This window comes from Pseudomonas qingdaonensis (assembly GCF_018398475.1).
Classification (GTDB): Bacteria; Pseudomonadota; Gammaproteobacteria; order Pseudomonadales; family Pseudomonadaceae; genus Aquipseudomonas; species Aquipseudomonas palmensis.
Genome location: NZ_CP074676.1, coordinates 1371872 through 1388944 on the forward strand (window position 1 = coordinate 1371872; position 17073 = coordinate 1388944).

28 protein-coding genes are annotated in these 17073 nt (G+C 60.7%); 23 read left to right on the top strand and 5 right to left on the bottom strand.

The genetic code is table 11. The annotated features are described in order from the left end of the window. Positions 1-109: 109 nt before the first annotated feature. The 8 genes from KH389_RS27560 to KH389_RS06255 all read left to right on the top strand — a co-directional run bounded on the left by KH389_RS27560 (position 110) and on the right by KH389_RS06255 (position 5171). The gene (locus KH389_RS27560; RefSeq protein ID WP_338053215.1) at positions 110-430 is read left to right on the top strand and encodes a hypothetical protein; all 321 of its coding nucleotides are present in this window, start codon (positions 110-112) and stop codon (positions 428-430) included. Positions 431-503: 73 nt separating this feature from the next. Then, positions 504-1235 (top strand): ATP-binding protein, encoded by a 732-nt coding sequence (locus KH389_RS06225; RefSeq protein WP_244988685.1) that lies wholly within the window; start codon positions 504-506, stop codon positions 1233-1235. Next, positions 1232-2644 (top strand): replicative DNA helicase, encoded by a 1413-nt coding sequence (locus KH389_RS06230; RefSeq protein WP_213607052.1) that lies wholly within the window; start codon positions 1232-1234, stop codon positions 2642-2644. Before KH389_RS06225 ends, KH389_RS06230 begins: the two co-directional genes overlap by 4 nt. Continuing rightward, complete coding sequence (locus KH389_RS06235) at positions 2631-3185, top strand: hypothetical protein (protein WP_213607053.1); 555 nt, start codon at positions 2631-2633, stop codon at positions 3183-3185. Before KH389_RS06230 ends, KH389_RS06235 begins: the two co-directional genes overlap by 14 nt. Next, positions 3182-3745 carry a hypothetical protein gene (locus KH389_RS06240; RefSeq protein WP_244988686.1) on the top strand — a complete coding sequence of 188 codons (564 nt, stop codon included), beginning with the start codon at positions 3182-3184 and terminating at the stop codon, positions 3743-3745. Before KH389_RS06235 ends, KH389_RS06240 begins: the two co-directional genes overlap by 4 nt. After that, a complete protein-coding gene (locus tag KH389_RS06245) occupies positions 3742-4041 on the top strand; it encodes a hypothetical protein (RefSeq protein ID WP_213607054.1) in 300 nt (99 codons plus the stop codon). Before KH389_RS06240 ends, KH389_RS06245 begins: the two co-directional genes overlap by 4 nt. Further along, positions 4038-4586: a hypothetical protein gene (locus KH389_RS06250; RefSeq protein ID WP_213607055.1), complete on the top strand. Its 549-nt coding sequence runs from the start codon at positions 4038-4040 to the stop codon at positions 4584-4586. Before KH389_RS06245 ends, KH389_RS06250 begins: the two co-directional genes overlap by 4 nt. A 360-nt stretch (positions 4587-4946) precedes the next feature. After that, positions 4947-5171 (top strand): hypothetical protein, encoded by a 225-nt coding sequence (locus KH389_RS06255; RefSeq protein ID WP_054915224.1) that lies wholly within the window; start codon positions 4947-4949, stop codon positions 5169-5171. Positions 5172-5461: 290 nt separating this feature from the next. Here the strand turns inward: KH389_RS06255 and KH389_RS27690 are convergent, their stop codons facing one another. Together KH389_RS27690 and KH389_RS27250 are read right to left on the bottom strand one after the other, a co-directional pair. Further along, a complete protein-coding gene (locus KH389_RS27690) occupies positions 5462-5650 on the bottom strand; it encodes an ECs_2282 family putative zinc-binding protein (protein WP_420831955.1) in 189 nt (62 codons plus the stop codon). Positions 5651-6066: 416 nt separating this feature from the next. Next, positions 6067-6300: a DUF6555 family protein gene (locus KH389_RS27250; RefSeq protein ID WP_009685285.1), complete on the bottom strand. Its 234-nt coding sequence runs from the start codon at positions 6298-6300 to the stop codon at positions 6067-6069. A 121-nt stretch (positions 6301-6421) separates the two neighbouring features. Here KH389_RS27250 and KH389_RS06265 point away from each other — a divergent pair, with 121 nt between their 5' ends. Together KH389_RS06265 and KH389_RS06270 are read left to right on the top strand one after the other, a co-directional pair. After that, on the top strand, positions 6422-6793 hold the full coding sequence (locus KH389_RS06265; protein ID WP_095064330.1) for a chemotaxis protein: 372 nt from the start codon (positions 6422-6424) through the stop codon (positions 6791-6793). After that, the gene (locus tag KH389_RS06270; RefSeq protein ID WP_054915222.1) at positions 6793-7110 is read left to right on the top strand and encodes a hypothetical protein; all 318 of its coding nucleotides are present in this window, start codon (positions 6793-6795) and stop codon (positions 7108-7110) included. The genes KH389_RS06265 and KH389_RS06270 overlap by 1 nt, the downstream gene beginning before the upstream one ends. On the opposite strand, the gene KH389_RS06275 is transcribed toward KH389_RS06270, so the two are convergent. Then, positions 7091-7513: a hypothetical protein gene (locus tag KH389_RS06275; RefSeq protein ID WP_088514742.1), complete on the bottom strand. Its 423-nt coding sequence runs from the start codon at positions 7511-7513 to the stop codon at positions 7091-7093. The genes KH389_RS06270 and KH389_RS06275 overlap by 20 nt on opposite strands. 91 nt (positions 7514-7604) lie before the next feature. Between KH389_RS06275 and KH389_RS06280 the strand changes: the two genes are divergently transcribed. Both KH389_RS06280 and KH389_RS06285 read left to right on the top strand, forming a co-directional pair. Then, entirely contained in the window at positions 7605-7790 is a 186-nt protein-coding gene (locus KH389_RS06280) for a hypothetical protein (protein WP_210014815.1), read from the top strand. Continuing rightward, positions 7787-8041 carry a hypothetical protein gene (locus KH389_RS06285; protein WP_210014814.1) on the top strand — a complete coding sequence of 85 codons (255 nt, stop codon included), beginning with the start codon at positions 7787-7789 and terminating at the stop codon, positions 8039-8041. The genes KH389_RS06280 and KH389_RS06285 overlap by 4 nt, the downstream gene beginning before the upstream one ends. Positions 8042-8072: 31 nt before the next feature. Here KH389_RS06285 and KH389_RS06290 read toward each other — a convergent pair whose 3' ends face one another. Both KH389_RS06290 and KH389_RS06295 read right to left on the bottom strand, forming a co-directional pair. Further along, positions 8073-8282, bottom strand: coding sequence for a hypothetical protein (locus KH389_RS06290; protein WP_213085958.1), 210 nt, complete (start codon positions 8280-8282; stop codon positions 8073-8075). Between the two features lie 137 nt (positions 8283-8419). Further along, positions 8420-8707, bottom strand: a complete 288-nt coding sequence (locus tag KH389_RS06295) for a hypothetical protein (RefSeq protein WP_078479687.1) — start codon at positions 8705-8707, stop codon at positions 8420-8422. A gap of 103 nt (positions 8708-8810) precedes the next feature. Here KH389_RS06295 and KH389_RS06300 point away from each other — a divergent pair, with 103 nt between their 5' ends. From KH389_RS06300 to KH389_RS06350, 11 genes are all read left to right on the top strand, one after another. Next, a complete protein-coding gene (locus KH389_RS06300) occupies positions 8811-9419 on the top strand; it encodes a putative metallopeptidase (RefSeq protein WP_078479722.1) in 609 nt (202 codons plus the stop codon). 31 nt (positions 9420-9450) lie between these two features. Further along, positions 9451-9912 carry a DUF2280 domain-containing protein gene (locus tag KH389_RS06305; RefSeq protein WP_078479688.1) on the top strand — a complete coding sequence of 154 codons (462 nt, stop codon included), beginning with the start codon at positions 9451-9453 and terminating at the stop codon, positions 9910-9912. Beyond that, positions 9899-11200 (top strand): terminase large subunit domain-containing protein, encoded by a 1302-nt coding sequence (locus KH389_RS06310; protein WP_078479689.1) that lies wholly within the window; start codon positions 9899-9901, stop codon positions 11198-11200. The genes KH389_RS06305 and KH389_RS06310 overlap by 14 nt, the downstream gene beginning before the upstream one ends. 8 nt (positions 11201-11208) lie before the next feature. After that, the gene (locus KH389_RS06315) at positions 11209-12624 is read left to right on the top strand and encodes a DUF4055 domain-containing protein (protein ID WP_210014813.1); all 1416 of its coding nucleotides are present in this window, start codon (positions 11209-11211) and stop codon (positions 12622-12624) included. Between the two features lie 2 nt (positions 12625-12626). Continuing rightward, positions 12627-12842, top strand: coding sequence for a hypothetical protein (locus KH389_RS06320; protein ID WP_210014812.1), 216 nt, complete (start codon positions 12627-12629; stop codon positions 12840-12842). Next, positions 12839-13882 (top strand): structural protein, encoded by a 1044-nt coding sequence (locus KH389_RS06325; RefSeq protein WP_210014811.1) that lies wholly within the window; start codon positions 12839-12841, stop codon positions 13880-13882. The genes KH389_RS06320 and KH389_RS06325 overlap by 4 nt, the downstream gene beginning before the upstream one ends. A 53-nt stretch (positions 13883-13935) precedes the next feature. Continuing rightward, on the top strand, positions 13936-14178 hold the full coding sequence (locus KH389_RS06330) for a hypothetical protein (protein WP_157811426.1): 243 nt from the start codon (positions 13936-13938) through the stop codon (positions 14176-14178). Beyond that, entirely contained in the window at positions 14175-14603 is a 429-nt protein-coding gene (locus KH389_RS06335) for a crAss001_48 related protein (protein ID WP_213607057.1), read from the top strand. The genes KH389_RS06330 and KH389_RS06335 overlap by 4 nt, the downstream gene beginning before the upstream one ends. 116 nt (positions 14604-14719) lie before the next feature. Continuing rightward, the gene (locus tag KH389_RS06340) at positions 14720-15430 is read left to right on the top strand and encodes a hypothetical protein (protein WP_100633248.1); all 711 of its coding nucleotides are present in this window, start codon (positions 14720-14722) and stop codon (positions 15428-15430) included. Between the two features lie 12 nt (positions 15431-15442). After that, the gene (locus tag KH389_RS06345; protein WP_100633250.1) at positions 15443-16411 is read left to right on the top strand and encodes a major capsid protein; all 969 of its coding nucleotides are present in this window, start codon (positions 15443-15445) and stop codon (positions 16409-16411) included. Between the two features lie 48 nt (positions 16412-16459). Beyond that, on the top strand, positions 16460-17038 hold the full coding sequence (locus KH389_RS06350) for a hypothetical protein (RefSeq protein WP_213607058.1): 579 nt from the start codon (positions 16460-16462) through the stop codon (positions 17036-17038). Positions 17039-17073 lie beyond the last annotated feature (35 nt).

A 17073-nucleotide genomic window follows, 5' to 3' on the forward strand; every position in this document is an offset into this window, starting at 1 on the left:
CGAGGTTCACCACACCCCCGAACCACGTTCACCCAGAACCGTAATAGAACCCAAAGGTGAACCATCAAAGAACCGTAAGAGGGGAGGTGACGGGTTCACGGTGGAGCAAATGCTTGAACTGGCACCTCCTGATCTGACCGAGCAAACCGCCCGTGATTACTTCCAGTTTCGGAAGAAGGTCAAGGGGCCGCTCAACGTAACGATCTGGAACACCGTGCTGGCTGAGCTTGACGAGTGCCGTGAAGCTGGAATCAACGCTGACAAGGCCATTGCTGAGGCAATGACGGCTGGCTGGCGCGGATTCAAGACATCCTGGCTGCTTGATCGGCTAAAGAAAAACGCCTGGAGCGCGCCTAGCTCTGGCGCTCAAAGCGCCGTCCTTCAAGTACCTGCCCACCACCAGGAGATGTACCCTGATGACTTCATCTAAATTCAGCTCGGAGCCACGGGTAACTGGCTCTCACACTGCTGACTGCCCGGTACCTGGGCATGACCAATACAAGGTGACCCGGGTCGAGCAGTTCGATGGCGACTGGAAGCAGACCGGCTGCCCGCGCTGCCAATGGGAGAATCTGAACCTCCAGTGTGAGACCAGCGTGCGGGACGCTGCATACGCAGCCAAGGAAGCCGATGAGCTGAACCGCGACCTGTTTGCCACTGGCATCACGCCGCGCTTCCGTGGGTGCACGTTCGACAACTTCATCACCAATGCCGAATCAGCCAAGGTCCGCGCCCAGTCTATCTGCCGGCGCTACGCCGAGGAGTTCGAAGAACACTACCGGGCTGGGCGCGCCCTGATGCTGCTGGGTGAGGTCGGGAACGGTAAAACCCACCTGGCATGCGCCATCCTCCAGTACGTCGTGCGGAAATACGGTGCAAAGGGCCTGATTGTCACCGCCGAGGCGATCATGCAGGCCGTGACGGACAGCTTCCGCAGCAATGCCGGGCCTTCGAAGTCCGACCTGCTGGCCGAGCTGGCTGCTGTCGACCTGCTGGTGATCGATGAGGTGGGCATGCACACGCCGCGCCCAGGCAAGGACTTCATGCCGAGCCTGCTGCATGAGGTGATCGACCGGCGCTATCAGCTTGTGCGTCCGACGATCCTTGTCAGCAATCAGGACCGCGACCAGTTGCCGTCCTACATCGGGCCTCGGGCTATGGACCGCCTGCGTGAGAGCGGTGGCCTGCTGGCGCCCTTCACCTGGGGCTCTGCTCGAGTTGGGGGTGGCGCATGATTAGCCAGGACTATCTGGACTGCATGCAGAATGAATCGCGCCTGCACAGCCCCGAGGCGGAGCACGCCCTCATCGGCGCAATGATTCACCAGTCGGCGCTCATCGATGACGTGAAGCTTGAGGTCGGTGATTTCTACCAGCCTGACTGCGCCGAGCTGTTCGAGCTGCTGCTGGCGCTCAAGTCGAAGGGGCGCCAGATCGACGTGGTAACGCTTTCGGATGCCCGTCCGAACCTGGCGGATGGGAGCAGCACGCTGGCCGTGGCCGCCCATATCGCCCACAACACCCCGAGCGTCGCCAACTTCGCGGAGTACGCCCGGATCGTGAAGCAGCGATCGGTGGCTCGCCGCGTGATCGCCGCGGCTCACATCATGACGGAGCGCCTGAAGGACGGGGAGCCGCTGGACGAAGTGTTGGCGCAGGGGCAGCAGGCCTGGGTTTCCCTGGAGGCGGAAGGGGTCGATTCGCGCAAGCGTTATCGGTTCATCGGGGAGATTCTGCCAGAAGCCATCGATGGAGTTGACCGTAGGTTCAACCGTGAGGCGGTGCTCGGCTTCGACACTGGACTGCCATCTCTCGACAAGTTCATCCCTGGTATTTGCCCGGGGCACATGGTGGTGATTGCTGGCGCCCCTGGTAGCGGCAAAACGACCCTGGGCCTGGGTATCGCCGAGCGAGTGGCGCTTGTGGCCAAGTCCACCTCGCTGGTGTTCAGCCTCGAGATGACGGATGTGGAGCTTACAAACCGCTCGTTGGCGTCAGTCGGTAGCGTGCAGCTCAAGCACATCACCGAGGGGCACTCGATGGCGGACAGCGATTGGCCGGGCCTGACTTCTGCGGTCGGCCGGCTGAACGGGGCACCCCTGATCTTCTGCGACGACGCCTCCCTGACGATGCGAGATATCCGGCAGATCTGCCGCACGGTTAAGCGCGAGCACGGCCTGGGCTCTGTCACGCTGGACTATATCGGACTGATCAACGGAGAGGGCAAGTCGGCCAGCCGGTACGAGCAGGTCACCGACATCAGCAAGTCGATCAAGCGTTTGGCCAAGGAACTCGGGGTTCCGGTGATGGTGCTGGCGCAGCTCAACCGCGGGCCGGCCAACCGGGCCAACAAGCGGCCGACCAAGAGCGACCTGCGCGATTCTGGCCAGATCGAAGCCGACGCTGATGTGGTGGTGCTGGTCCACCGAGACAGCGAATCCGAGGAAGGGCAGTCAGGCGTCACCGAACTGATCGTGGACAAGAACCGCCACGGGGAGACCGGCTTCTGCCGTGTTCAGCACCAGGGTGCGTACCACAGGTTTGCCGAGCTGGTCGGGTATCAGCCAAGCAGCGAAGAAGTCGAAATAGGCAGGACATTTGCCGGCCGCCACCGCACCAAAGGAGCACAGCATGATTCCTTCTAATTTCGGGCCGCGCGATGGCGCCCGCAAATCCACAACCCCGGTCGTCTCGGTGACTGTGACCAAGCGCGCTGCCGCCGAAAAGCCCACCACCGTCGCAAGCCAGGAGCCACGGGGCTCCAGCCGTGATTCTATGCTGGAAAACGGGCATTCCCCCACCACCAGGGTAACCAGCAGCGCCGCCTACGGGCCAATCGAGCTGCCTGCTACCTTGGCCGAATGCGAAGCTCTGCATGAGCGACTGGTCACTGACTCGATTCGCCTGGAGCTCGCGCTGAGCCAGGCTCAGGAGAGCTCGACCCAAGGGCGACCATACGACCGCAGCTGGTACAACCGGGCCAGAGCCGCGCTCAAGCACATCAACCATGACCGCACCCGCCTGTTGTACCGGTGCGGCCAGTTGCGCAAGGAGGCCAAGACCCAAACCCAGCAGCACCTGGATCGGGTCATCCTCGATGTGATCAAGGAAGCACTCCCGGCCGACCAGTTCATGGGGTATGTACGCATCGCTGAGGCGCGCGCGGCGTCGGGGGTGGGCAAGTGAACCCGCTCAAGCTGTTTGCCAGGTTGCTGGCGCCGGTGCACGAGCCGAAAGGGTATCAGCCCGAGGTGAAGATCACTGACGGGATTGCCGTGTTACCGCCGGGCTTGCAAGTGGTCGAGGTTAAGCGCTATCCCGAGGCCGAGCGCATCGCCGCTTCACTGCGCGACTTCCCAGGCGACTGGGGTTGGGAGCACAAAGGGTACACGCTCAAGCACGCGCCGACTGGGTTTGTGTTGTGGGTAGCCAACGAGGACTACGGCCTGAGCGAGCGCTCGAGCGGACATACTTCGAAGTTCTCAGCGCCGGAGCAGGCGATCATCTGGCCCGCTGCCCAGGCCTGGCTGGCGTCTCACAAGGTCGGATTCACCGGCCGGCTGCCAAAGGTGAAGATCACGGGCCGCAAGGGGGCTTGGTGGTGCGTCGCCGAATCCCATCCATGGGCTGGCGTTGGCGACTCGCCTGCTGAGGCCTACCGGTCTTGGGCAAGGGCTGTATCGATCGAGGTGCGCACCGACAAGTGCCCCGGTGAAATTCTGCACGTATGGAGTTCCGCACGATGAGTAGAGTTACTGCGGCGCTGCCGCGAAAGAGCATGCAAGAGCACGAGCGCAAGTTCCTGAAGATCGCTGGTGAAGGCCTGGCCCAAGAGAAGCTTGGCGGCCCCGCCGCTCTAGCTTGCCTGCTCGATATCGTCGCCAGTTGGCACGCCACCCGGGTGGACATTGAGTTCGGCGAGTACTGCAAGCGCTGGGTGCAGGAGGGGAACGCCAAGAGCAAAGTAGCCGATCGCCTGCTGCGCGACCTGCTGGGACTGGATGACAACCCACCACCTCGCCGAATCCGGAGGGCTGCATGAGCGTTTACCGTGACGCCGAACACGGCGTGGTCCGGGCCATGACCCTGGACGCCATATCGCTCCACAAGGGGGCGGCGTGGCAGGGCAAGTACGAGCCTCCAGGATCCTCTCCGGGCAAGAGTGACAATCCTTGCCCCCTGGATCGCTTCGACCAGCTCACGCAGGACGCCATGACTCGGTCGCTGCTTCGTAGGGTGCTGTTGCCGTTGCACTGGAACCTGCTTGAAGCGTTCTACAAGGTAGACAACAGCAAGTCGCTCCAGCAGGAGAGGGCGCTCGCCATTCAGTACGTGGCCAGGGCTGCGCCGGGTAAGGCCCATTGGCTGTTCCGGCAGAAGTGCGTGACAGCCTGGGCGGTCACCAACTTGCCAGATGGGTTCATGGTGCTTCACACCTGGGACAATCTCGACTCGCCCACCCCTGAGAAAACACTGTACCGATGGAGGTCAGATATCAGGCGCTGGCTCAAGCATGAACTGGACAGGGCGTTCGCCTCAGCAGCGGTGGTTCTGAGCGAGGCAGGTCTCATTGCAGAATCCACTTGACGCGGTGAGAAAATGAGAATCTAATTCACCACATTGCGGTTCTGCGTCTTCTTGATGAGAACCACGCGAAAGCCCGGCCACAGCGCTGGGCTTTTTCGTTTCTAAAGCCCAACCATCGTGCTGGGCTTTTTCGTTATGCAGATGACCCGCCCAGGCAGCTGGGCTAAGTCGGTAGTGGCATCGATCAAAGCCGTGCGCTCCCTGATCGGTTACGCGATGAGAGGCTGGGGTACGCGACCCAGCGATCCAGCCCGTCAAGCCGGGTAAGCACCGGCCCTCTGCACCCTTGAAATCAAGCCCCGAGTTGCCCACACATTTCACTGAGCGCAGAATGCAGCTTTGAGTGAAGGAGCGTTCAGCATGGTGTTGCGTGGCATGGCGCAGATGCATTTCGATGACTTGGCTGAGAGGTTCCAAGATCTGGTTCGCACTTTCGGTGGCTCTGAACCGGTAGAGTTCGTATGGGTTGTGTTCTACCAAGGTCGGGTGTTTGGCGCTTATCCGCTCGCAGAGCAGGCCCTTGTGAAGATCACCGAAATTGAGCACTGCATCAGCGTTGATGAAGTTCCCGCCCCGCAGGCGTGAAACCCTATCTGCACTGAGCTTTTACGGTTTACCAGTGACGCGCGCCCCCAGCTGACGTGGCGGTTGAAGCGATTGCGTGGCAGTATTGACACCCGAACTGCACATGCCCGTGGCAACACGGGTCGGCAAGGTAGTTCGGGATACCCGGTCGAAAGGCCGGGTTTTTTTATTGAAGCCTCGGCATTTGCCGGGGCTTTTTCGTATCTGGAGGCTGTATGGAAAAGCTACAACTCGCCGTAGAGGTTGAGGGCGCCGCTGACTTCCTGCGCCCTCTGGCTGAAGCGCTCAAGTCACTTGAAAAGTTTCCCGAGCTGCCGTTGCAAGTCTTTCGTGACCTTGTCGCCCACAGCCTTCATGAGCTTTCCGTAAGTCTCGACAGCGCCGCACTTGCCGCAGGTGACCTTCGAGTTGTTGTTCGGCCTAGCCGGAACCTCGAACTTGTCACTGCCGCACTTGGCGCACTTGAGGGTTACCTTCATCGTTTTTCGCTCCGTGAAACGTCTTGTGTGGAAACTCGACGATAGCACGGGGCCATCTTTTCACGTATCCAAGGGCTCGCCAGTTCGACGGGTCATTTTGTTTCTGGAGCACCACCTATGGCCGAGCCAAGTACCGGCGCCCTCGCAGTGACCGGCGTACTTGCCAGCGTCGGCCTGGGTGCCCCGGCATAGCTAATCATCCCCCTCAATGCGTACATCCGAGATACCCAAATCTGCGACCGCAATGCGGAGATCATCATGTGATAAGCGGCACGGCGCGCGCGCCTCAGACAAGGGGTCAGCGGGGGCATGCAGACGGAGGAGAGCGGTCAGCACATTGTCTTCGTTCGGCGTGCTAGACCAATCGCATATCCAGAATCTGGTATGGCCTTTGAGGTTGTAGTCGATGCGGTATTTCATAGGTTGCCGGACCTCCGCCATTGGACGTCAGTTATGCCGAAGCGCTCAGCAGCAGGCCGAGAGACTTTTCTGATATCCGAAGCAGTGAACTTAGGGATGACTCCAACGCCGGCTTCGCAGGCAGCCCAGTGCCAGGCCTCAGCGTTATCCATCCTCTCGGCGCGGACGATGAATTCGCGAGCTTCTCCATGGAGGTGATAAGCGACCACATAGATGTTACTGACGGGCATTTACTAGTTCATTCTAGCGAAGCCAGATCGGCCAACATTCCTTTTAACCCCTAGGGATTCCGGGGGCAAGCATCCGGCCGGTTTAACGCCGGAGCACAATTCTCACGTACGGAGCAAGCAAATGGACCCAACCGACCTCGGCCCAGGCACAGCTACCTGGCTGGGCGGAACGGGCACCGTATTGCTGGGTGGTTTCCTCTGGCTGCGCAAGTTCCTCTCCAAGGACGCTGCTGACCGCGCAATGGATAACGCCGACATCGGCACCGTGCGCCGGCTGAATGAACTCCTCGACTCCGAGCGCGAGGCCCGCAAGCTTGCCGAGGCCCGCGCCGACCAGTTCGCCAAAGAGCGCAATGACCTGGCCGCAACCGTCGGCCGCATGGAAGGGAAGATCGAAGCCCTGACCAGTCAGGTCGCCAGCCTCACAGAGCGGGTGACGCTGCAAAGCGACGAGATCGCCCGCCTGCGCATCAAGCTCGGAGGGACTACCTGATGGACAAGTGCGCAATCCAATTCATGGCTCGCCATTGGTGGCGTCGGGTGGAGGTGTGGTTCATCGCGATGCTGCTGGTCACCGGCGGGGTGTTCTTCGGCTTCCAGCTCGGGCAGTGGGCGCTGGCAGATTCCTACCGCCAGCAGGTCGCCGAGATCCGTGCCGCCTACGACGAGGCCACACTGCAGCGTGACCATCGCCTGGATGAGCTGACCCGGAAGACCAGCACGGCAGCCGAGAAGGCCACCAAGGCGGCGACTACCGCGACCAAGGCAGCCGACAAGGCTGATGAGGCCCTCAATCGGGTATCGCCGTAACCTTGCCGTTCTGACCATTCCTGCGAGCGCGGCACTCGGTCACGGCGAGCATGATCGCTGCAGTCAATCCCGGCATGAGGAAGGTGAATAGGATCGTGAGATCCCAGCTCATTGCCGCGCTGCATGGGAAGGCCCAGAAAGTGGCGACAATGACTGACGCGATAACTCGCCAGTCACGTGGGTGCCTGGGCTTGCTCGCCATTGCGGCTGCATAGGATTTCCAGCACCCCCATAGGCTCGGTACAGAGATGGCGATTATCGTCACTGGCAAGGCAATCTTATCCGTATAGACGATGGCTATGACCAAATAGATTAGTCCCCATATGAAGATCAGTGTCACAGGAGCGATTCCTACGATCGCACCGAGCGTGAGGGCAATACGAATCTTGGTTAGCTTGGTCATCCCGATCCCTGTGGGGTAATTCATTCGCGGATAGGATAAGTCCACCGCACCACGAAATCGACATGCGCCGTTTTGTGGCGCGGGAGTGAACATGGGTGAAGTAGTAGACATCGAGAGCAAGCAGCCGCATTTGGTTGTGCATGCCAGTGACGCCGCTCACGTCATTCCCCTATCCCTGCTGGATGATGTCGCGAAGGGCGCCAAGCCATCCGCCATCCTGACCGAGCCAGTGGTGCGGCGGATCATTGAAGAGTGGCTACAGCAGGTGACTGCATGAGCATGAAGATTGTTGAGCTCAAGCGCGAGGGGTGGCGCGACACCGCCAAGACACTGCGCAAGATTGCTGATGACCTGGACGCTGGCGAGCATCCCGAATGCACCGTAGGCGCCTTGACGCTGATCGGAGCGAAGGGAGAGGTGACCGTGTTCGGTCTTGGCCCGAAATGCGATGACCTGCAGTGCTTGGGCGCAATGCGCCTGGGCGAGCAGAAGCTGATTGATGTGTTGCTGGACGGCGGGGAAGGGTAGGTGTGCCGCAGGTTAGCGCGGCACTGGCGGGTCACTTCAATTTCAGGGCTTCTTGGATCATGTCTGCATAGTCAGAGAGCTTGCTCATCTGGTCTCTCATGCTGAATTTAGGATTCCCGCTGCTTGCATATAGCGCAATGACCTCAAGTGCCGCCGCTACAGCGTAAGCCCTAGCGGTTTTGGGTGTTTTATCGGTGTCATTTTTGCTTGCGCCGATTACTGATTCGGTAACGCTACTCATGGGTGTTCCCTCACTTTTTGGGATTTTACAAATACCGGCAATCAGCCATCAATGCAATGAGAGAAAGCTGAATGACAACCAAGCAACCCGACTGGGAGGCGATCGAAAGCGCCAACCAATCAGGTTCGACTGTTTGCCTATTGGACGATCTGCTGGAATAGGCATGGCCCTACAGGCTGTCCGTAGGCCGCGCACCCTGCGTAGATGTCTGCTAACCCTTGAACAAAGCTACCAGCAATAAGACCCAGCACTGCGGCAATGACGACATATGCCCAAACGCGGTCAGAAGGCATTGGCTGACGCTTCATCCACAAGTCCATGCATCGCGCCCCGTAGAAGAGGAAGTAGAGAGCGATCATTGCAGCTACGCCGGCAGCGGAGTAGGCGCCAAAAGTAAAAATACTCAGGGGTTTCAAAAATTCCATGCACATCTCCTTTTGTTAAGTGCCTGTCGATTGAATCACCACGCGCACGCAGGCGCTATTCAACATGGTGCAGTTACTACTTGCACCGGTGGAGACCAGCAGGATGAACAGGCCATTACCGACGATAGATTTGCTCGACTCAGTGTGGCTCACGCTCCAGCCAGCATCTGATGTATGGGGGTGGATACAGCGCGAGATCCTGGCCGAGACCGGCAGCATCCACAACGAAGACCACGCTCACCTGATCGACGCCAACATCGGCGTGCTTTGGGCATCCTCTGGATTCACCAAGAAGGGAAGGGTGGTGCTAGGCCAGGCCGAGCAGGTCATGTTCCGCGCCGGTGGCTGGCAGAAGGCTCGCCAAGAGCAGCAGATTCGGGACTGGTTCGGCGATGTGCCGGAATACCTGATCACCCTTGCCGCTGACTACTGCGCACAATGCACCGACGCGGAGTTCTGCGCCCTGGTCGAGCACGAGCTTTACCACATAGCCCAGGCGACCGATCAGTACGGCGCGCCCAAGTTCACCCAAGAAGGTCTCCCTAAGTTACAGATGCGCGGGCACGACGTTGAAGAGTTCGTCGGTGTGGTTCGCCGCTATGGAGCAGGGGAAGACGTTCAGCAGCTGATTGAAGCTGCAAGCCGGCCGCCTGAGGTGGCCAAGATCAACATTTCGAGGGCCTGCGGAACCTGTCTGCTCAAGTCTGCCTGACCTTTGACAGACCTAAGACGGAATTGAACCTATGGCGGCCCTGAGCAACGAGGTGAAAGCCTTTATCGTTCAGGCCCTGGCCTGTTTCGATACCCCAGCACAGGTGGCGACCTCTGTCCGAGAAGAATTCGGCATAGAGGTGAGCCGCCAGCAGTGCGAGTCCCATGACCCGACCAAGAGTGCAGGTCGAGACTTGGCCAAGCGCTGGCGGATCCTGTTCGAAGACACGCGCAAGCGGTTCCGTGAAGAGACATCTGAGATCCCGATTGCCAACCGGGCATTCCGGCTCCGAGCGCTGGGAAGGATGGCCGAGAAGGCTGAGTCCATGAAGAATATGGCCCTGACTGCCCAATTGCTGGAGCAGGCGGCCAAAGAGGTCGGCGATGTTTACGTGAATCGCCAGACCAAGAACGAAAACCCCCACGACAACGTGCCGCCCACTCGGGTGCAGGTAGACGTGGTGGATGCGAGGAAGCCTGATGCCGTCACTTAACGTGCCCCAGGCTAACTTCCTCCGGATGGAGAACAAGTTCCGTGGCTTCGTGGCTGGGTTTGGCTCGGGCAAGACCTGGGTAGGCTGCGCCGCGCTGTGCAAGCACGTGTGGGAGTGGCCTCGGATCGACTCCGGCTACTTCGCCCCTACCTACCCGCAGATCCGCGACATCTTCTTCCCGACGATCGAGGAGGTCGCCTTCGACTGGGGCCTGAAGGTCAAGACGAAGGAGAGCGACAAAGAGGTCGAGTTCTACAGCGGCGGTCAGTACCGCAGCACGACCATCTGCCGCTCGATGGAGAAGCCGCAAACCATCGTGGGTTTCAAGATCGGGCACGCTCTGGTCGACGAGCTCGATGTTCTGCCAGCGCTGAAGGCCGAGCACGCCTGGCGCAAGATCATTGCCCGGATGCGCTACAACGTGCCCGGGCTGAAGAACGGCGTTGATGTGACCACCACCCCCGAGGGATTCAAGTTCGTCTATCAGCAGTTCGTGAAGCAGCTGCGCGAGAAGCCAGCCCTACAGGGCATGTACGGCTTGGTACAGGCCAGCACGTTCGACAACGAGCTGAACCTGCCCCCGGACTACATCCCGTCGCTGATGGAGTCATACCCGGCCCAGCTGATCCTGGCGTACCTGAATGGCCAGTTCGTCAACCTGAACGCGGGCTCGATCTACCACGCCTACGACCGGAAGCTGAATTCCTGTTTCGACACGGTCGAGCCGGGCGAGCCCTTGTTCATCGGCATGGACTTCAACGTCGGCAAGATGGCTGCGATCACGCACGTGAAGCGCGCAGACGGCAAACCCAGGGCGGTTGATGAGTTGATCGATGGCTTTGATACCCCTGACATGATCCGGCGCATCAAGGAGCGCTACTGGCGGCACAACGGCAAGGACTTCGAGAAAACCTGCGAAATCAGGATCTACCCGGATGCCTCGGGCGGCTCCCGTAAGTCGGTCAATGCCAGCGAGACCGATATCGCAATCCTTCGCCAGGCCGGCTTCGGCGTGATCGCTCCCGACGCCAACCCGCCAGTGAAAGACCGCATCAACGCCATGAACGCGATGTTCTGCAACGCGAATGGCGAGCGCCGCTACCTGATCAATCCGCTGCGCTGCCCGACCTATGCGGATGGCTTGGAGCAGCAGGTGTGGGCAGCCAACGGCGAGCCCGACAAGAAATCCGGCGTGGACCACGCGAACGACGCTGGCGGCTACTTCATCCACCACGACTACCCGATCAGCAGGCCGGTCACTCACGTGCCGATCTCGTTCACTTTCTGAGGCCATCCATGCCTAATTTCCTCCCCCGGGCAGAGTACTCGGAGGCCTTGCCCGGCTGGCAGCTGGTCAAGCGCTGCGTGGCTGGCGCCCGAGAGGTGCGCAAGCACGATATCTATCTGCCGATGCCGGACCCGGAGAACAAATCACCGGAGAACCATGCGCGGTACAAGCAGTACAAGAAGCGGGCGATGTTCCTGAACATTACCGGGCGCACGCGCACCGGCCTGCTGGGTGCGGTGTTCCGCAAGACTGCCGAGCTACAGTTGCCTGCTGGGGTCGAGTACCTCAAGGAAAACGCCAGCGGCGACGGCACGAGCTTGGAACAGCTTTCGAAGGAAGCGGTAGGCGAATGCCTGGATGCCGGCCGTGGTGGGTTCCTGGTGGACTTCCCGGCAGTTGAGGGCGTTTCCTCGATGGCCGACATGAAAGGCCGAAGCGCGCTGATTCACCACTACGGTGCCGAGTCGATCATCGACTGGAACGAGCAGGTGATTGATGGCGTGAAGCGTCTTGTCTATGTCTGCTTGCTGGAGAGCGTGTCCGAGTTCAGTGCAGAGAGCCTGGAGCGGACCATGGGCACCCAGTTCCGAGTGCTGCTGCTGGTTGATGGCCGCTACGTCCAGCGCGTTTATACCGAAGACGGCAATTCCTACACCGAGGTCGCGCCTCTCGACAAGAACGGCCGCCCCTTTGATCACATCCTGTTCAGCTTCTACGGCGCCCAGAACAACGACGCCAGCGTCGACAAGTCGCCCCTGGAAGACCTGGCCGACGTCAACATCCTGCACTACGGTAACAGCGCCACGGTGGAGGAGAGCGGGTTTATCAGCAGCCAGCCTACCCTGTTCATTACGACCGACATCAGCGCAGATGAGTTCGCCAAGCTGAACCCGAACGGCATGCATATCGGCTCGACTCGCGGCTACAACCTCGGGAAGAGCGGTACCGCAAACCTAGTCCAGGCAACCGAGAGCCAGCTGGCTCGGACGCTGCTGAAGGACAAGGAAGAGCAGATGCTGATGATCGGCGCTCGCATCGTCCAGAAGGCGGGCGGCGCTGAGACTGCTGAGGCCGTGCGCATCCGCTACAGCTCCGACAACAGCGTGCTGGGAACTATCGCCGGCAACGTTTCTGAGGCCCTGAAGCGGGCCATCCTTGACGCTGAGCGCTTCATGATTGGCGATCCGGACGAGGCCGGGACGGTCTTCTGGCTCAACCAATCGTTCTTCGACGAGACCATGACCGCCCAGGACATCCTGGCTCAGATCCAGTTGTGGCAGCAGGGCTTCATCGCCAAGAAGGACGTGCGGGTCAACCTGCGCCAAGGCGGTGTGCTCGAGGCAGACCGCAGCGACGAGAAGATCGACGAAGAGATCGCCCAGCAGCCGCCGGTGACCGGCAACGATAACCCTGAGGAGCAGTAGCGATGTACCTGAAGCGCTTCTACCGAAACAGCGACGGATCGAGCGGATGGCGTATCACCGATGTAGGTGCCGAGGTGATCATCAAATCCACTCGATGCGAGGTCCTGAACGAGGAATCGGTCGTCGTGGCGAACGTGCCTTTCGATGACACCGAGATCGTGGTTCTGGCAGATGGCGGGGGTCGAGTAATCCACCACATCAAAGGCCCGCGGCAGTGAGCAGTGACGGCTACTTGTCCGACGCAGCGACTCGCCACCAGGTGCACGTGCAGCGCTACGCCGGCGGCAGCCTCAAGCGCCTGGCCAAGTTCATCACCAAGGCCATTGGCACCGCCAAATCGCGCGTATCGGAAGGGTTGAGCCGATACGGAACCCAACGGTACGAGAAGCAGATCCAAGAGCTGCAGGGCGATCTGTCGGGCGTCTACGGCGAGATGAAACAGCAGGCTGTGCTCGACCTTGCCGAATTTGGAGGCTATGAGGCCGAATTCAACATGACCCTGCTGGGCAAGGTCGTGAAGGCGGTCGTGCAACTGAACAGACCGAGCATCGTGCAGGTTGCCGCGGCGGCGCTGGCTGACCCTTTCGACTTGGAGGTCGGCAAGAGCCGGCAGCGCATCAGCATCAATGGTGCGCTCGACCAGTACGGCACCAAGAAGAGCGCTGAGATCATCAGCGAGATCCGAATGGGTTCCGCGCTGGGTGAGACGTCCGACCAGATCGCACGCCGCCTGACCTCTTTGGGGATCCAGCAGCGCGATCAGGCTCAGGCCCTGGTCAACACCATGACCAACCACATCGCTACCACTGCGCGCGTCGAAGTGCTCAAGGAAAACGACGACATCCTCAAGGGGATGCGCCGGATCGCCACCCTGGACAGTCGGACCACGCTGTTCTGCATGAGCATCGACCAGACAGTTATCCCACTGGACGGGCCGAAGCCGCCGTATCACTGGCGGTGCCGGACCACGCTCATCCCGGTGCTGAAAGACGAGTTCGCCCGTGAGATTCCCGGATCAACCCGGCCTTCTATCGGTCCCGATGGTGTCGAGCAGGTGAGCAGCAAGACCAGCTACAGCGAGTGGCTGGCCAGGCAGCCGGCGGCGTTCCAGTCGGATGTGCTCGGCCCCGAGCGCTACAAGCTGTTCAGCAAGGGCGAGCTGTCCATCGACCGGTTCGTGGACGACGACGGCAAGACCCTGACTCTCAAGCAGCTGCGCGAACGTGAGCCGATGGCTTTCGAGAGGGCCGGAATGTGACGCCACCAATGTTCATCCTACCGTTATCACTGCTTTGGCCTGAGAGGACCAGCATGGAAGAGAAACCCGAATTGGCGCGCCTTCAGCCGCTTCCAGCATTCACTGTTGACCCATTGGAGTCAGCCATTCGGGAGACGGTCGGCCTTCTGAGTGACCATGCCTTGTTCCTCGCGGAGAACAATTTCAGTGATGTGCAGCGCGCCCAACTGAAGTTCCTCGCGGAAAAATTGAATAGCCACCTCAACCACCTATTGAGCCTTCAGCTTTCCAGGCTGTCGGCCGGGAGCAATCCATGAATCAGCGCTACATCGGTACCAAGATCATCCTGGCATTGGCAATGACCCGCCTGGCATACAACGAATACCGTGGCTGGGATTTGCCAGCAGACGAGAACGGCGCCGATGAAGGCTACCTGGTCGAGTACACCGATGGCGGTGCGCCCAACCATCCGTCCCATGATGGCTACATCAGCTGGTCGCCTAAGGCTCAGTTTGATGCTGCGTACCTACCGATCGGTGATGTCGAGGGTTACCAGCCCCATCAGGTGCGCGTGGTTGCCGAGAAGGCGCAGCTCGACGACAAGATCGCCAAGCTCGACGCATTCACCAAAACGCAAGCCTTCAAGAGCCTTACCGCGCTGGATGACGAGCTTCTCACCGCGCAGCTGTCGTGCATGCGCGAGTACTCCTCGATTCTGGCGCGGCGAATTCACGGGTTCTGATTCGCTCCACAAATCAGGTAACCGCCATTTTGTGGCGCGCAATTCCAAGCCCTGGCTGAGCCGGGGCTTTTTTGTATCCGCAGGCTGGGCCTGCACCAAGTCTCTGGGAGACAGCAATGACCTTGAAATTCCAACTGGACAGCCTCGAAGGCGTAGATGAATCGGTAGCAGCCCTGTACGTCGAGAAGGACGGCAAGTTCGTCCTCGGCATCGACGGGCTCCCGCAGCAGGAAGACGTCAGCGGCCTGAAGGCCAAGGTTGACGAACTGCTCGGTGAGAAGAAGGCGGCCGAGAAGGCGCGCAAGGAGGCCGAGGAAACCGCTCGCCTTGAGCGCGAAGAGGCGGCCCGCAAGTCGGGCAACGTCGAGGAGCTAGAAAAGTCCTGGTCCGAGAAGTACGCACGCCGCGAGGCTGAACTGACCGGCCAGCTCGAAAGCACCAACAGCACCCTGCAAGGCCAGATCCGGGATCTGACCGTGGGCCGCACCGCCACCGAGATCGCGACCACCCTGGCTGTCCCAGGCAGCGCCAAGGCATTGCTTCCCCACATCGAACGCCGGCTGAGCGTCGAGCAGCGCGACGGTAAACCCACCGTCGTCGTGCTCGACGCCGCCGGCAAGCTCTCGGCGGCAACGCTGGACGAGCTGAAAGCAGAATTCACCAACGATCCGGCCTTTGGCCCGCTGATCGCTGGCAGCAAGGCATCTGGCGGCGGGGCCGGGGGTGCTGGAAAAGGCGGCGGGGCCGCAAGAGGCAACATTGGCGGCACCAAAGAGGAACGCACGGCGGCACTGGCCAGCCGGTTCCCAGACCTTCCATTGAAATAAGGAAATACACTCATGTCCCTGTCGCAAATGCAGGTTTTCAACGAATACATCATGCCGGCGACCATCGAGACGCTGGATCAGATGCTCGTTGCGTTCAACGCCGCCAGCCGCGGCGCCATCGTGCTGTCCCCGGACGGCTTCACCGGCGACTTCCTCCAGGAGTCGTTCTTCCAGACCCTGGCCGCCGCCCAGCGCCGCGTGGACCGCTACGCAGCCAACGGCACCGCGCCGATCACCGACCTGACCGAGCTGAAAAATACCTCGGTGAAGGTTGCTGGTGGCTTCGGCCCGATCCGCTACGAACCGTCGCAGATGACCTGGCTGGAGCGCCCGACCGCCCAAGGCATCGAGGTCGCATCCCGCGCGTTCGCCGAGATCCTGCTGAAGGACCAGTTGAACACCGCAATCGCCGCCTTGGTCGCCGCGATCACTGCCCAGGCCGCCGCCGTCAACGACGTGTCGGCCACCGCCGGCATCACCTACGCCGGCCTGAACAACGCTCACGCGAAGTTCGGCGATGCGAGCCAGAACCTGGTCACCCAGGTGATGCAGGGCACCACGTACCACAAGCTGGTCGGTCAGAACCTGGCCAACCAGCAGCAGCTGTTCCAGGCCGGCAACGTCCGCGTGATCGACATTTTGGGCAAGGTCTCGGTTGTGACCGATGCCCCGGCGCTGATGCAGGACGGCACCCCGGACAAGGAAATCATCCTGTCCCTGGTCCAGGGTGCGGCTCTGGTGCACGACGGTCGCGACATCATCAGCAACGTCCAGACCACCAACGGCAAAGAGCGGATCGAGACCACGCTGCAGACCGACTACACCTTCGGCCTGGGCCTCAAGGGCTACACCTGGGATGTGACCGCCGGCGGCAAGTCCCCGACCGATGCCGAACTGGCTACCGGTACCAACTGGGACAAGACCGCTACCAGCATCAAGCACACCGCTGGTGTGGCTCTGATCGGTGACGCTTCCAAGTAACCCTGATGGTGGGCTGGGCCTACGGCCTGGCCCGCTGAGGACGTGAGCATGAGCAAGAACAACATCTGGTACCTGGCCGGCCCGTTCCACCAGTACCAGGAGGATGTGAAGGCCCTGGCCAAAGAGCATGGCCTGGTCATCGTCGACGCAAACGCCGCTGCCAGCCGCCATGGTGAGGCCAAGGACGTGCCGCAGGTGACCATTCGGCCCGAGCTGAAAGCCGTGGCCGTGGTTGTCGAGGCTGGCGGACTGAGCCAGGACGTGGTCGATCAACTGACGGCTGAGCTGGCCGCCATTGGCGTGATCGTCGAATCGTTTGCCGAGCAGAGCCTGGATCGTCCAGAGGGCGAGCTGGGCGAAACCGCAGGCCGCCTGCTTCAGGTGCTGGAAGCGGTCAATGCCGGCATCGCCAGCCTGCAGCGCGAGCGCGACGGCGAAGTCCAGAAGGTAATCGACCTGGAGCAAGAGAAGGCCGACTTGCTGAAGCAGATCGAGACCCTCAAAGCTGCTGCCGCCGACCCTGAGGTCGAGGCGCTGAAGGCTGCCCTGGACAAGGCCGGCGTGACTTACCGCGCCAACGCCTCGAAAGAGTCGCTGCAGAAGCTGGTCGACGACCTGCCCAAGTAATACCGGGGCTTCGGCCCCACTCATTCAAGCGGAGG

Bases quoted from the DNA above. Each gene is read 5' to 3' on its own strand.
- KH389_RS06235 (WP_213607053.1), top strand. From the start codon at position 2,631: ATGATTCCTTCTAATTTCGGGCCGCGCGATGGCGCCCGCAAATCCACA.
- KH389_RS06310 (WP_078479689.1), top strand. From the start codon at position 9,899: ATGCCGTCACTTAACGTGCCCCAGGCTAACTTCCTCCGGATGGAGAAC.
- KH389_RS27690 (WP_420831955.1), bottom strand. From the start codon at position 5,650: ATGAAGGTAACCCTCAAGTGCGCCAAGTGCGGCAGTGACAAGTTCGAG.
- KH389_RS06345 (WP_100633250.1), top strand. From the start codon at position 15,443: ATGTCCCTGTCGCAAATGCAGGTTTTCAACGAATACATCATGCCGGCG.
- KH389_RS27560 (WP_338053215.1), top strand. From the start codon at position 110: ATGCTTGAACTGGCACCTCCTGATCTGACCGAGCAAACCGCCCGTGAT.
- KH389_RS06335 (WP_213607057.1), top strand. From the start codon at position 14,175: ATGAATCAGCGCTACATCGGTACCAAGATCATCCTGGCATTGGCAATG.
- KH389_RS06295 (WP_078479687.1), bottom strand. From the start codon at position 8,707: ATGGAATTTTTGAAACCCCTGAGTATTTTTACTTTTGGCGCCTACTCC.
- KH389_RS06330 (WP_157811426.1), top strand. From the start codon at position 13,936: ATGGAAGAGAAACCCGAATTGGCGCGCCTTCAGCCGCTTCCAGCATTC.
- KH389_RS06275 (WP_088514742.1), bottom strand. From the start codon at position 7,513: ATGACCAAGCTAACCAAGATTCGTATTGCCCTCACGCTCGGTGCGATC.
- KH389_RS06230 (WP_213607052.1), top strand. From the start codon at position 1,232: ATGATTAGCCAGGACTATCTGGACTGCATGCAGAATGAATCGCGCCTG.
- KH389_RS06285 (WP_210014814.1), top strand. From the start codon at position 7,787: ATGAGCATGAAGATTGTTGAGCTCAAGCGCGAGGGGTGGCGCGACACC.
- KH389_RS06315 (WP_210014813.1), top strand. From the start codon at position 11,209: ATGCCTAATTTCCTCCCCCGGGCAGAGTACTCGGAGGCCTTGCCCGGC.
- KH389_RS06340 (WP_100633248.1), top strand. From the start codon at position 14,720: ATGACCTTGAAATTCCAACTGGACAGCCTCGAAGGCGTAGATGAATCG.
- KH389_RS06280 (WP_210014815.1), top strand. From the start codon at position 7,605: ATGGGTGAAGTAGTAGACATCGAGAGCAAGCAGCCGCATTTGGTTGTG.
- KH389_RS27250 (WP_009685285.1), bottom strand. From the start codon at position 6,300: ATGCCCGTCAGTAACATCTATGTGGTCGCTTATCACCTCCATGGAGAA.
- KH389_RS06320 (WP_210014812.1), top strand. From the start codon at position 12,627: ATGTACCTGAAGCGCTTCTACCGAAACAGCGACGGATCGAGCGGATGG.
- KH389_RS06305 (WP_078479688.1), top strand. From the start codon at position 9,451: ATGGCGGCCCTGAGCAACGAGGTGAAAGCCTTTATCGTTCAGGCCCTG.
- KH389_RS06265 (WP_095064330.1), top strand. From the start codon at position 6,422: ATGGACCCAACCGACCTCGGCCCAGGCACAGCTACCTGGCTGGGCGGA.
- KH389_RS06245 (WP_213607054.1), top strand. From the start codon at position 3,742: ATGAGTAGAGTTACTGCGGCGCTGCCGCGAAAGAGCATGCAAGAGCAC.
- KH389_RS06270 (WP_054915222.1), top strand. From the start codon at position 6,793: ATGGACAAGTGCGCAATCCAATTCATGGCTCGCCATTGGTGGCGTCGG.
- KH389_RS06350 (WP_213607058.1), top strand. From the start codon at position 16,460: ATGAGCAAGAACAACATCTGGTACCTGGCCGGCCCGTTCCACCAGTAC.
- KH389_RS06250 (WP_213607055.1), top strand. From the start codon at position 4,038: ATGAGCGTTTACCGTGACGCCGAACACGGCGTGGTCCGGGCCATGACC.
- KH389_RS06300 (WP_078479722.1), top strand. From the start codon at position 8,811: ATGAACAGGCCATTACCGACGATAGATTTGCTCGACTCAGTGTGGCTC.
- KH389_RS06255 (WP_054915224.1), top strand. From the start codon at position 4,947: ATGGTGTTGCGTGGCATGGCGCAGATGCATTTCGATGACTTGGCTGAG.
- KH389_RS06290 (WP_213085958.1), bottom strand. From the start codon at position 8,282: ATGAGTAGCGTTACCGAATCAGTAATCGGCGCAAGCAAAAATGACACC.